The sequence below is a fragment of the Streptococcus vestibularis genome (assembly GCF_900636445.1).
Lineage (GTDB): Bacteria > Bacillota > Bacilli > Lactobacillales > Streptococcaceae > Streptococcus > Streptococcus vestibularis.
The window spans coordinates 1,080,689-1,092,707 of the sequence record NZ_LR134275.1 but is presented as its reverse complement, the minus strand read 5'-3'; the positions used below and the strand labels follow the sequence as shown (position 1 = coordinate 1,092,707).

The window sequence follows — 12,019 nt, the reverse complement described above, 5'->3', positions numbered from 1 at the left end:
TTTCTAAAGACAAAGAAGTACTTCCTTCTATAAATGAAGTTTGGGATAGCATGGATGGTCTATATATTCCAACTGTTACTCCGAAGGAACTTGAGAGGGAAGACAAGACATCTATGGATGTTCAAGGAGTTAGTCAAACTGGTACTCCAGAATTAGCTATTGAAGGAACAAATAATAATGGTGAGAAAGTTAAAATCACACTTGATTTTGATTATATGTCCAAGTTTGTCGATCCAACAACTGGAAATGTAATCAATGATCCTGTTTCGACTGTAGAAGGAATCTACTATTTAGATGAGCTGACTGGAAAGGTTACCTTTGTATCAGACCCAGGATTTACTGGAACTGCCAAGGGTGTAACAGTTTCTCTTACGACTTCAGTTGGTCGTGATAAAGATGGTAGAGTGTCAGATAATGCTCTTAAGACTGCAACTGATAAGTACACACAAACTGTCACAACAGTTACTTCAATTGGTAAGAAGAGTGCAACTCAAACAGGCAAGCCAATCTTTACTGAAGGTGACATCCGTGTATCAATAAATGATGCCGTTCCAGTTACATTTGAAGATAGCACCACTACCAAGACTGTTTCAGGTCTTGGTAGTTACACGGTAGCAGCAGATGGTACAGTAACATTCACACCAGAAGCTGAATTTACAGAACCTGTCCCAGCAGTTACAGTGGTTCATGAAGATGTGAACGAAACTAAGGCTTCAGCGACTTACACACTTACTGTATTGCCAGTTACGTCATTTGTAGATAAGGGTGGTAGGGAAATCCTACAGTTGATGGTGAACAAGCAAAAGCTGAAATTCCAGGTTATCGCTTCGTAGAAACCAAGAAATTACTTAATTGTGATATCGAACATGTCTACGAACAAGTAACGACATCATACGTTGATGAAAATGGTAATACTCAGCACATCTACAAACAGACTGTGACTCCAACACCAGTGCCACAGCCAGCTCCACAAACAGAAGAGCCTAAGGCTCCAGTTCTCCCAGAAACAAAAGAAGAAGCATACTTTATCAATCCAACTGATAAGACAGCTCAACTTCCAGAAACTGGTAGTGAGAATTCAAATCTTGCATTTGTTAGTTTGTCAAGTCTTATAGCAGGAATGGGACTCTATACTGGAAAACGACGCAAATGTTAAAATGATTTAACGGTCGTTTAGGGCAGTAGAATTCTGATTCGAATCAATATAGATTTCACAGCATTTGCCATGGGGTCTATTTGTATAGTCTAGCCTGCTAGTTTTTTAAGTCGTCATGATTGACTTTACTCTCTAAGAAGCGTAATCTAGACATTAATTAAAGGATAAGAAGGAGGTCCCTCGATGATTGAAGTAACTTATTTAAATACTGCAAAGCAAGAAAAACACACTTCTTTTGAAGATTACAATGAATTTGTCAGAGCACAGCAAGCTTGTTGGATTGCCTTACCGGATTCAACGCCAGTCACTAAGGTGACTATAAACGGACATGATATTGGCTACAAAGGACAATATGGCGACCTTTACTTTTATATTATGAAGCTAGACTTGGCACAATATCAGTAATAATAGGAAAAAGAATCAGACATCGTGTTCTGATTCTTTTTCTTTGAGAAAGGTAATTTTTATAAATTAAGAATATTGCTAATTGACTGAAAATGACTTACAATAGAAAGTAAGAATTTATATAAGGAGACAGATATGAAAAACAAGCGTTTAATTTGGACTTTGGTTTTCTTAGCTATCTTGACGCTCAGCTCCATTGGTACAGATCTGTTCAAAAAAGAACACCAAAATACCAATAAGGTCGTCAAAGTAGGAATCCTTCAGTTCGTCACTCATGATGCCCTGGATCAAATCGAGAAAGGTATTGAGGATGGCCTTAAGGAAGCTGGTTATAAAGGGAACAAGGTTCAAGTTACCCTCCTAAATGCTGAAGGGGATCAATCAAAGATTCAAACCATGTCTAAACAATTGGTCAACGACAAGAACGATGTCGTTATCGGCATTGCCACACCAGCAGCACAAGGGCTAGCGGCAGCTACCAAGGATATTCCAGTCATTATGGGGGCTATCTCGGACCCTATTGGGGCAAAATTAGTTAAGGATCTCAAGCATCCAGAAGGTAATGTCACTGGTACCTCTAACCAAGTGCCGATTAAGCAGACAGTAGAATTGGTCAAATCACTGACACCCAACGCCAAAACGATTGGTATTCTCTACGCTTCAAGTGAAGATAATTCCAAATCACAGGTTGAAAACTTTAAAAAATATGCTGAACAAGATGGTCTGAATGTGGTCGAGTACGCCGTACCATCAACCAATGAAATCAACACAACCATGTCAGTCATGACTGGTAAGGTTGACGCCATCTGGACACCTCAGGATAATACCATTGCATCAGCTTTCTCAACAGTAATCTCTTCAGCCAACCAAGCTAAGATTCCAGTTTATACGACGGTTGATACGATGGTGAAAGAGGGCGGTTTGGCTTCAGTTGCTCAAAGCCAATATGAACTCGGAAAGGCTACAGCTCGCAGTGCCGTTAAGGTTCTAAAAGGTAAAAAAGTTAAGGATGTCCCAGTTGATGTGATTGATGATGGGACACCAACCCTCAATCTCAAAGTAGCTCAAGACCTCAATATCACCATCCCTGAAAATGTGCTTAAACAGTCAGACATCGCTGTTAAAGCTGATAAATAAGAGGAGGACATATGATTATTTCATCTATTTATCAGGGGCTTCTATACGGAATCCTAGGTCTTGGTATTTACATGACTTTCCGTATCTTGGATTTTCCTGATTTGACAACAGAAGGTTCCTTTCCTCTTGGTGGGGCAGTAGCAGTAACCCTTATGAATTTTGGTTGGAACCCCATCTTGGCGACCTTGGTTGCTGTTTTGGCCGGCTGTGGTGCTGGACTTGTGACTGGTCTCCTCTATACTAAGGGAGAAATTCCTACTATTTTGGCAGGGATTTTGGTCATGACTTCTCTTAACTCAGTCATGCTTATGATTATGGGTAGGGCCAACCTAGGACTTCTTGATATTAAGACTATTCAAGATTTACTTCCTTTCAGCAAGGACTACAACCTCTTAATCGTCGGTCTCATTGCTGTAACCATTGTTATCACTGCCTTGATTGCCTTTCTTAACACGCGCCTAGGGCAAGCCTATATTGCCACAGGTGATAATAGAGACATGGCTAAATCTTTTGGTATCAATACGGATTCAATGGAAGTGATGGGACTTGTTATCTCAAATGGTATTATTGCCCTCTCAGGAGCCTTGATTAGTCAACAGGACGGTTATGCCGACGTTTCAAAAGGGATTGGGGTTATCGTCATCGGACTTGCCAGCATTATCATTGGTGAAGTCTTGTATACGACTAACTTGACCTTGTTGGAACGACTGATTGCCATCTGTGTAGGTTCAATCCTTTATCAGTTCCTTTTGACAGCAGTTATCGCTCTTGGATTTAACACGAACTACCTCAAACTCTTTAGTGCGATTGTTCTGGCCATTTGCTTGATCTCGCCTGTCCTACGCCGAAAATTCTTTAAGGGGGTGACCTTATCACGATGACAGCTATTGTAGAACTCAAAGATGCGACTGTTAAGGTCAATAACGGTTTTAACACCGAAAAAACCATCCTGGACCATGTCAACCTTACCATTAGAGAAGGTGATTTTATTACCATTCTTGGTGGAAATGGTGCCGGGAAATCAACCCTCTTCAACGTCATTGCAGGGACCCTCATGTTGACCAGTGGTCAGATTTTCATCATGGGTGAGGATGTTACGTCTCTCCCTGCTGAGAAGCGTGCTAAGTACCTCTCAAGAGTCTTCCAAGATCCTAAAATGGGGACAGCTCCTCGTATGACCGTTGCAGAAAACCTCTTGATTGCCAAATACCGTGGCGAAAAACGAGGCCTTAAATCACGCCAAATTCATCTCTTCACAGAGGAATTTCAAGGTCTGATTGAACGTATCAGTAATGGTTTAGAAAAGCACTTAGATACACCAGCAGGTCTCCTTTCAGGTGGTCAGCGCCAAGCCCTTAGCCTTTTAATGGCAACACTTAAACGTCCTGAGCTCTTGCTCTTAGATGAGCACACCGCAGCCTTGGATCCTAAGACAAGTGTGGCTCTTATGGAGTTGACTGATGAGTTTGTGACGGGCGACCATCTTACAGCCTTGATGATTACCCATCACATGGAAGATGCTCTTAAATATGGGAACCGTCTTATCGTTATGAAGGATGGACAAATCATTAAAGATCTTACCAAGGAAGAAAAGGATCAATTGGATATCACAGACTACTATGCTATGTTCGAGTAGGCCCAGATTGACTCTAAATTGTAAAATAAGCTAAAAAGTTGTATACTTAAAGAGTATGCAACTTTTTGTTGTGGCCTGTAAATCGACAAGGAGACTGTTCGCACGAACGTTCAGCTTCTTGGACCGTCTGTAAAAATAGGCTCTAGAAGAGAGTCAAACTAAAAAGGAGAAAAACAAGCATGAGCGATATTAAAATTATTGCCCTAGGTGGAGTACGTGAAAATGCTAAGAACCTCTATATTGTTGAAATTAACGACTCTATCTTTATCTTGGATGCTGGTCTAAAGTATCCTGAAAATGAACAACTAGGTGTTGACTTTGTCATTCCTAACTTAGATTACTTGATTGAAAATAGAGATCGTATCCAAGGGATTTTCTTGACGCACGGACATGCTGATGCCATTGGTGCCCTACCTTATATCTTGCAAGACGTCAAAGTACCGGTCTTTGGGTCATCACTTACTATTGAGTTGGCTAAGCTTTTTGTAAAAAATGCTGGCGTTAAGAAATTCAATAACTTCCATGTTATTGACGCAGAAACTGAAATTGAATTTGAAGATGCAGTGGTCTCATTCTTTAAGACAACTCACTCTATCCCAGAATCAATGGGGATTGTTCTTGGCACGGACCGAGGCAATATTGTCTATACTGGTGATTTCAAGTTTGACCAGGCTGCTCGCCCTTACTACAAAACTGATTTAAGTCGCTTGGCTGAAATCGGTCGAGAAGGTGTCTTGGCACTCTTGTCAGACTCAGCAAATGCGACAAGTACTGAACAAACAGCTTCTGAAGCAGAGGTTGGCCAAGAGATTGACCAAGTTATTGCTGATGCAGAGGGACGTGTTATTGTTGCTGCAGTTGCCTCAAACTTGGTACGTATTCAACAAGTCTTCGATTCAGCTGCTGATCACGGACGTCGCGTTGTTCTTACTGGTTTTGACGTAGAAAATATTGTCCGTACAGCCATCCGTCTTAAAAAATTGACTGTGGAGCATGAAAAACTTATTGTCAAACCAAAAGACATGAACAAGTTTGAAGACCACGAGTTGATTATCCTTGAAAATGGTCGTATGGGTGAACCAATCGATGGCCTCCAAAAGATGGCCGTTGGTCGTCACCGTTACGTTCAAATTAAGGATGGAGATCTGGTTTATATCGTAACAACTCCAAGCATTGCTAAGGAAGCTGTAGTGGCACGTGTTAACAACGCTATCTATAAGGCTGGTGGAACTGTTAAGATGATTACGCAGAGCCTTCGTGTATCTGGACATGCCAATGCTCGTGAACTTCAATTGATGATTAACCTCCTTCGTCCACAGTATCTCTTCCCTGTCCAAGGTGAGTACCGTGACCTTCAAGCCCATGCAGAGTTAGCCTTGGAAGTTGGTATTCTTCCAGAAAACATTTATATCGTTAAACGCGGTGACATCATGCACTTGTCAGAGGATCAAGGTTTCCTTCATGAAGGAGCTGTTCCAGCCGGTGATGTTATGATTGACGGTAATGCCATCGGTGATGTGGGTAATATCGTCCTTCGTGACCGCAAGGTCTTGTCTGAAGATGGTATCTTTATCGTAGCTATCACTGTTAACAAGAAGGAACGTAAGATTGTCTCTAAAGCGCGTGTGAATACACGTGGGTTCGTTTATGTGAAGAAGAGCCGTGACATTCTCCGTGAGGCTGCTGACATTGTCAATGCTACCGTTGAAAATTACTTGGCAGGAGACAGCTTTGATTGGGGTGAACTTAAAGGTGCCGTCCGAGACGATGTAGCTAAGTTCCTCTTTGACCAAACTAAACGTCGCCCAGCGATTCTTCCAGTAGTCATGGAAGTACGTTAATCATTGATTTTACATTAAGAGTGTGAGCGTCTCGCTTGCATTCATCGAAGTAGAGGTAAATCTCGACAAGATTTTCTTCTTAAAGCAGAAGCTGGGGTATCCCAGCTTTTCTGACATTTAGAAAGGAAAATACAAATGGCTTTTTTTCAAATTGAATACTCATCAGACGTTCTAGGACAGTACCGTCAAGTAGATGTCATTTATCCAGACCGCGACCAGATTGCTGAAAGGGAAAGTGATATGGATATTCCGGTTCTCTATCTCCTTCATGGCATGGGGGGCAATCATAATTCTTGGGCCTTCCGTACCAATATTCAGCGTCTCCTTCGTAAGACTAATCTCATCGTTATTATGCCTAACACGGAAAATGGCTGGTATACAAATACCAACTACGGGGTTAAGTATTACGATGCCATTGCTAAGGAGCTTCCTCAAGTTATGCAACGTTTCTTCCCTAGTATGACTAAGAAGCGTGAAAAGACCTTTATCGCTGGACTTTCTATGGGTGGCTATGGTTCTTTCAAACTAGCCTTAACGACAAATAACTTTGCTTGTGCAGGTTCCTTCTCTGGTGCCCTTGGATTATCAGCGGAGATGATTACAGATGAGACGAGTGAGTCTAAGGAATACTGGCAAGGTGTCTTTGGCGATTTGGAAGGAAAAGACATTGAGCAGCATAAACTGGTTAATCTAGCCAAGCAACATGACAAGAAAACCAAATTCTTTGCCTGGTGTGGTCTTGAGGATTTCCTTTTTGACTCTCAAAACAAAGCAGTAGCTGACTTGAAAGCTCTTGGTTTGGACATTGACTACCGCACGGACCATGGAAGACATGAGTGGTATTATTGGGAAAAACAACTAGAAGCCTATTTAGAATGGTTACCTATTGATTACATTAAAGAAGAACGTTTATCTTAATTGGTCAAGTATGTAACATCTTATCAAAGAGATGATAAAAGCTTAAAGTGATATTTTTTACTTTTTAGAACTATTAGAGCATGATATACTAGGGGAAGTTTCGAAAAGGAGGCTCTGTATTGAAAAAATTATTGAGAGTAATCTTCTATATTCCCAAACTTCTTTTACAATTTATTTGGAATCTTATTTGGGCTATATTTAAACTTGCCCTAGTCTTAGCCATAGTTGGTTATGGACTTATCTATTATGCTAATAACTCTTCAAGTACCTTAGCTACAAACATTAATCAAGCCTTTCGACAAGTTGAGCTAGGTTTTAGTGGGACCAATGCAAGTGATGTTAAAAAGGTTGTTTCAAACCTATCGACGACAGATACAATTCCTGAGTCTAATGGAGCTAGATGGGCGCAAAATACAGCCAGTATCTATATTCAGTCCACGGATGAGACCTTGGTAGCTGCCTATAAGGAAGCTATCACCGACTGGAATAACACGGGTGCTTTCATCTTTACTTTAACTGATGATGCTTCAACAGCTGACATTGTTGCGACTGACTATTCCGATGCGAATTCACAGGCAGCTGGTCTAGCGGACAGTCAGACTAATGTTTTAACAAATCGTATCACTCATGTGGATGTTAAGTTGAATCGTTATTTCCTCTTGAATAGTGATTTTGGTTATACTCACAAGCGTATTGTGAATACGGCTGAGCACGAATTGGGGCATGCCATCGGCTTAGATCACGATGACTCTAAGACATCCGTTATGCAATCAGCTGGATCTTATTACGGGATTCAACAGGTGGATATTGATACGGTCCATGCTCTTTATGCTAATTAAGGAGGAGCTGTCATGCGCTATTTGAAACGCCTTGCTAGACGTTACCCCATGCAAACCTTCCTTTTTCTTTTCAATGCAGAGGTCCTTACTTGGTTGCAAACAACAGGAACCATGATTGCCAATCGTTTGGGCTTATCAAGTGATGGCATTTATATTTATATTCCCACTTGGGTAAAAATGCTGACTAGTCATTCCATAGAGAGTATTCAAACCCTTTACGGTGCTTCTGGATGGAGTTGGCTAATCACCTCTATGATTCTTACTTGGCTCTTGACTTTTCTGAGAGGTCTCATGAGAGCAGTGATTCTCATTCTGATAGTTGGTCTTGGCTTATGGCTAGTCTATCGACAGTTTGAGCTCTTACAAAATCTAAAACTGTCCTGATGGGCAGTTTTTTTGAGTTATTAGGTCATTTATTTTCTGAAGAAATATGATATAATATAGTTAATTTATTATTTTGGAGGACAGTATGGCTTTAGCAAAAATCGTTTATGCCAGTATGACCGGTAACACGGAAGAAATCGCAGATATCGTTGCCAAAAAATTGGAAGAATTGGGTCACACTGTAGATGTAGACGAGTGTACAACGGTTGATGCCGCTGATTTTGAAGATGCAGACATCTGTATTGTAGCGACTTACACTTATGGTGATGGAGAGTTGCCAGATGAAATCGTTGACTTTTACGAAGATTTGGCTGACCTTGATTTGTCAGGCAAGATTTTCGGTGTTGTAGGTTCAGGAGATACTTTCTACGATTATTTCTGTAAATCAGTTGATGAATTTGAAACACAATTCACCTTTACTGGTGCAACTAAAGGTGCGGATAGTGTCAAAGTTGACCTTTCTGCTGAAGATGAAGATATCGAAAACCTCGAAGCTTTCGCTGAGAAAGTTTCAGAAGCATTAGCATAAGAAAAAGCAGAGTAAAGTCTGCTTTTATTGTAGTTAAAAATGGAGTTTTTATGAATGAAATAGAAAGAGATTTTAGGACGCAATCTCAACATCTCCTTTGGTCCGTTTGGCGTGGGCTCTTAGTCGGTGTGGCTGCAGGTGCAGTCGTTAGCTTCTTTCGTTGGTTAATTGCTAAAGGGGCCCAAATCTCGGTATCCATTTATCAAGACGCCCTGCACAATCCAGTCCTTATTTTAGAAATTGTCTTTGTCAATTTGGTCTTTGCTATTTTAATTGGTTATCTCATTAAGCAGGAAAAAGACATCAAGGGATCAGGGATTCCTCATGTTGAAGGGGAACTGATGGGGCTTTTACATCCGTCTTGGTGGTCAGTTTTATGGCGTAAGTTCCTAGGAGGTGTTCTTGGGATTTCAATGGGACTGATGTTGGGTCGTGAGGGGCCTAGTATTCAACTAGGTGCCATGACTGCTAAGGGATTAGCCGAGGGACTTAAGCTCTCTGCGCGTGAGAAGCGCGTCTTGATTGCTGCAGGAGCAGCAGCAGGGTTATCGGCTGCCTTCAATGCCCCAATTGCAGGTCTTCTATTTGTCGTCGAAGAAGTCTATCATCATTTCTCTCGTCATGTTTGGGTGACAGCTTTAACGGCATCTTTAGTAGCCAATGCTGTTTCCCTACGCATCTTTGGCCAGGTACCAGTCCTTGCTATGACAGAAAAATTACCCGTATTTCCTTTGAAAGATTATTGGATTCTTATTGTCTTGGGGATTTTTCTAGGTGTGCTTGGATACGGTTATGAGTGGGTTGTCTTACGTATTGGTAAGGTCTACCAAGGGTTAGGAAAAATCTTCCACTTGCCATCTCATTTTCATGGCCTTTTGGCAGTTCTGTTTATCATTCCTATAGGCCTCTATTTTCCACATCTTTTAGGTGGTGGGAATGAATTGATTCTTGCCTTAAATGGTTTACATCCTGCTCTAACTGTGGCTATCCTCTATTTGGCTATTCGCTTTATTTGGAGTATGTTGTCATTCGGGTCAGGTTTTCCTGGTGGTATTTTCCTTCCGATTTTGACTCTCGGTGCTCTTTCTGGTAGCGTTTTTGCTGCAGCTTTTGAAAATTTAGGTTTCTTGGATTCGACTAAGTTCCCCATCTTCATCATCTTAGGCATGGCAGGTTATTTCGGTGCAGTATCCAAGGCACCGCTAACTGCTATGATTTTGGTGACTGAGATGGTAGGGGATCTTCACCAGTTAATGACAATTGGTGTCGTGACCCTAATTGCCTATCTGGTCATGGATTTCATGGGAGGAGAACCTGTCTATGAAGCCATGCTTCACAATCTAATCGCTCACGAACCAAAGCAAGTTGATAAAATACCGACGATGATTGACTTACCAGTTACAGACAGTCTAGCCGGTCGATTGGTTAAGGATTTAACCTTACCTGATGGGGTTTTGATTTCCACTCAGATTTTTCAAGACCAGTCTGAAGTTGTTCATGGAGACACACGTCTAAAAGCAGGAGCAACCCTGTATCTGGTTGTTAATGAAAGTAATATCAGTCAGGTAAGAAAACTCTTTTTATAAGCAATTCAATGGCTTGAGGCTCTTTTGTCCTCAGGTCATTTTTGTTATAATGAAGAGAAAAAAGGAGGTCAGTATGGACTTAAATGAGATCCGCCAACAGATTGACACAGTTGATAATGAGATTGTTGCCTTGTTGGAAGAACGTATGAAATTGGTAACTCGAGTTAGTGCTTTTAAGCAACGCACTGGAAAGGCGATTTATGATCCTGAGCGTGAGCAGGCCTTGCTAGATAAAGTAGCAGCGAGTGTCACAAATCCGGAATACCAAGAGGTTATCGTAGCTAGTTTTTCGGATATTATGAAGCATTCTCGTACTTATCAAGCAGGGAAGCTTGAAGGAAAGTAGGCTACTAAAATGAAAGTTAGACAATTAAGTGAGAGTCAAGGTCTCTCATACTCCAATCTAGTGATTTTGAGTCTATATGCTGTCTTTCTAGGAGTGATAGTTGGACTAATTGATGCTATTTTTGGTCGTGTTCTTATAGGGCTTTCAGAATATCGAGACCATCATCTCATTTATCTAGTCCCAGCGCTTCCTATAGCGGGGCTTTTGATTGTTTACCTATACCAAAGGTTTGCAGGCAAAGCAGCACAAGGGATGGGCTTAATTTTCAAGGTTGGTCACAATGAGGAGAAGCAGGTACCTTTAAGATTAATCCCACTTGTGACAGTGACAACGTGGCTGACCCATCTTTTTGGGGGCTCTGCAGGTCGAGAAGGAGTTGCTGTTCAGCTCGGAGCCACAGTTTCCCATGCTTTTAGTCGCTATTTTAAGATCCCTAATGCTTCACGCATTTTCTTGACCATGGGGATGGCAGCTGGTTTTGGAGGGCTCTTCCAAACACCAATCGCTGCGACTTTCTTCGCTATTGAGGTCTTGACTCTGGGTCAGTTAAGCCTACCAATTCTAGCACCAACTCTTATCGCATCTTTTGTAGCTAGTACAACAAGTCATTTTTTAGGACTTGAAAAGTTTAGTCACTTTGTATCTGACAGTTTGAGTATTGATCTTGAGACTTTTGTTAAATTAGTTCTTTTGGGTCTTACCTTTGGTTTAGTAGGTAATCTCTTTGCCTATCTATTGGCAATGGCTAAAAAAAAGGTTGCTAGTATTCTTCCTAATCCCTACTATCGTGTTCTTTTAGGAAGTGTCGTATTGACCTGTCTTCTTTTGCTTTTGTGGAAGGGGCGCTATACAGGACTTGGGACAAATTTGATTGTTTTAAGTGTTGGTGGTGGGACCATTTATTCATTTGATTGGCTCTTGAAATTGCTCTTGACCGTCTTTACTTTATCTCTTGGTTTCCAAGGAGGAGAAGTAACACCTTTGTTTGCTATCGGAGCAAGTCTTGGTGCTGTTCTAGCACCAGTTCTAGGACTTCCAATTCCACTTGTAGCAGGTCTTGGTTATTTGTCAGTCTTTGGTAGCAGTACCAATACCCTTTTAGCACCGATTTTCATTGGTGTAGAGGTCTTTGGACCAGCTAACATCCTTCCTTATGTGATTGTCATGGCTTTTGCTTATCTCATTAATCATAAGACGAGCATTTATGGACAACAAAAAATGCTAGAAATGCAATAAGATACT

At 41.2% G+C, this 12,019-nt stretch carries 14 protein-coding genes; all 14 read left to right on the top strand.

Features of this window, described 5'->3' with window-relative positions; all coding sequences use genetic code 11:
* Positions 1-50: 50 nt before the first annotated feature.
* The 14 genes from EL076_RS05595 (at position 51) to EL076_RS05535 (ending at position 12,013) form a co-directional block, all read left to right on the top strand.
* Entirely contained in the window at positions 51-833 is a 783-nt protein-coding gene (locus EL076_RS05595; protein WP_232009621.1) for a cell surface protein, read from the top strand.
* On the top strand, positions 812-1,156 hold the full coding sequence (locus EL076_RS10560) for an LPXTG cell wall anchor domain-containing protein (RefSeq protein WP_365312916.1): 345 nt from the start codon (positions 812-814) through the stop codon (positions 1,154-1,156). The genes EL076_RS05595 and EL076_RS10560 overlap by 22 nt, the downstream gene beginning before the upstream one ends.
* Positions 1,157-1,339: 183 nt before the next feature.
* Positions 1,340-1,561, top strand: coding sequence for a DUF4649 family protein (locus EL076_RS05590; RefSeq protein WP_002890796.1), 222 nt, complete (start codon positions 1,340-1,342; stop codon positions 1,559-1,561).
* A gap of 135 nt (positions 1,562-1,696) precedes the next feature.
* Positions 1,697-2,698 carry a tryptophan ABC transporter substrate-binding protein gene (gene trpX, locus EL076_RS05585; protein ID WP_126429595.1) on the top strand — a complete coding sequence of 334 codons (1,002 nt, stop codon included), beginning with the start codon at positions 1,697-1,699 and terminating at the stop codon, positions 2,696-2,698.
* Between the two features lie 11 nt (positions 2,699-2,709).
* Complete coding sequence (locus tag EL076_RS05580; protein ID WP_003092696.1) at positions 2,710-3,579, top strand: ABC transporter permease; 870 nt, start codon at positions 2,710-2,712, stop codon at positions 3,577-3,579.
* A complete protein-coding gene (locus tag EL076_RS05575) occupies positions 3,576-4,334 on the top strand; it encodes an ABC transporter ATP-binding protein (protein WP_126429593.1) in 759 nt (252 codons plus the stop codon). The genes EL076_RS05580 and EL076_RS05575 overlap by 4 nt, the downstream gene beginning before the upstream one ends.
* Positions 4,335-4,513: 179 nt before the next feature.
* Positions 4,514-6,175 (top strand): ribonuclease J, encoded by a 1,662-nt coding sequence (locus EL076_RS05570; protein WP_003097001.1) that lies wholly within the window; start codon positions 4,514-4,516, stop codon positions 6,173-6,175.
* Positions 6,176-6,310: 135 nt separating this feature from the next.
* The gene (locus tag EL076_RS05565; RefSeq protein ID WP_048788245.1) at positions 6,311-7,093 is read left to right on the top strand and encodes an alpha/beta hydrolase; all 783 of its coding nucleotides are present in this window, start codon (positions 6,311-6,313) and stop codon (positions 7,091-7,093) included.
* A 119-nt stretch (positions 7,094-7,212) separates the two neighbouring features.
* The gene (locus EL076_RS05560; RefSeq protein ID WP_126429591.1) at positions 7,213-7,932 is read left to right on the top strand and encodes a matrixin family metalloprotease; all 720 of its coding nucleotides are present in this window, start codon (positions 7,213-7,215) and stop codon (positions 7,930-7,932) included.
* Positions 7,933-7,944: 12 nt separating this feature from the next.
* Positions 7,945-8,316, top strand: a complete 372-nt coding sequence (locus tag EL076_RS05555; protein WP_126429589.1) for a hypothetical protein — start codon at positions 7,945-7,947, stop codon at positions 8,314-8,316.
* An 85-nt stretch (positions 8,317-8,401) separates the two neighbouring features.
* The gene (locus tag EL076_RS05550) at positions 8,402-8,845 is read left to right on the top strand and encodes a flavodoxin (protein WP_003092543.1); all 444 of its coding nucleotides are present in this window, start codon (positions 8,402-8,404) and stop codon (positions 8,843-8,845) included.
* Positions 8,846-8,895: 50 nt separating this feature from the next.
* A complete protein-coding gene (locus EL076_RS05545) occupies positions 8,896-10,431 on the top strand; it encodes a ClC family H(+)/Cl(-) exchange transporter (RefSeq protein ID WP_126429587.1) in 1,536 nt (511 codons plus the stop codon).
* 73 nt (positions 10,432-10,504) lie between these two features.
* A complete protein-coding gene (locus EL076_RS05540) occupies positions 10,505-10,777 on the top strand; it encodes a chorismate mutase (protein ID WP_126429585.1) in 273 nt (90 codons plus the stop codon).
* Positions 10,778-10,786: 9 nt separating this feature from the next.
* Entirely contained in the window at positions 10,787-12,013 is a 1,227-nt protein-coding gene (locus EL076_RS05535; RefSeq protein WP_126429583.1) for a voltage-gated chloride channel family protein, read from the top strand.
* The last annotated feature ends 6 nt before the right edge of the window (positions 12,014-12,019 follow it).

Excerpts from the sequence above, each read along its gene's own strand:
- EL076_RS05595 (WP_232009621.1), top strand. The coding sequence starts at position 51 with ATGGATGGTCTATATATTCCAACTGTTACTCCGAAGGAACTTGAGAGG.
- EL076_RS05590 (WP_002890796.1), top strand. The coding sequence starts at position 1,340 with ATGATTGAAGTAACTTATTTAAATACTGCAAAGCAAGAAAAACACACT.
- trpX (WP_126429595.1), top strand. The coding sequence starts at position 1,697 with ATGAAAAACAAGCGTTTAATTTGGACTTTGGTTTTCTTAGCTATCTTG.
- EL076_RS05580 (WP_003092696.1), top strand. The coding sequence starts at position 2,710 with ATGATTATTTCATCTATTTATCAGGGGCTTCTATACGGAATCCTAGGT.
- EL076_RS05575 (WP_126429593.1), top strand. The coding sequence starts at position 3,576 with ATGACAGCTATTGTAGAACTCAAAGATGCGACTGTTAAGGTCAATAAC.
- EL076_RS05570 (WP_003097001.1), top strand. The coding sequence starts at position 4,514 with ATGAGCGATATTAAAATTATTGCCCTAGGTGGAGTACGTGAAAATGCT.
- EL076_RS05565 (WP_048788245.1), top strand. The coding sequence starts at position 6,311 with ATGGCTTTTTTTCAAATTGAATACTCATCAGACGTTCTAGGACAGTAC.
- EL076_RS05555 (WP_126429589.1), top strand. The coding sequence starts at position 7,945 with ATGCGCTATTTGAAACGCCTTGCTAGACGTTACCCCATGCAAACCTTC.
- EL076_RS05550 (WP_003092543.1), top strand. The coding sequence starts at position 8,402 with ATGGCTTTAGCAAAAATCGTTTATGCCAGTATGACCGGTAACACGGAA.
- EL076_RS05545 (WP_126429587.1), top strand. The coding sequence starts at position 8,896 with ATGAATGAAATAGAAAGAGATTTTAGGACGCAATCTCAACATCTCCTT.
- EL076_RS05540 (WP_126429585.1), top strand. The coding sequence starts at position 10,505 with ATGGACTTAAATGAGATCCGCCAACAGATTGACACAGTTGATAATGAG.
- EL076_RS05535 (WP_126429583.1), top strand. The coding sequence starts at position 10,787 with ATGAAAGTTAGACAATTAAGTGAGAGTCAAGGTCTCTCATACTCCAAT.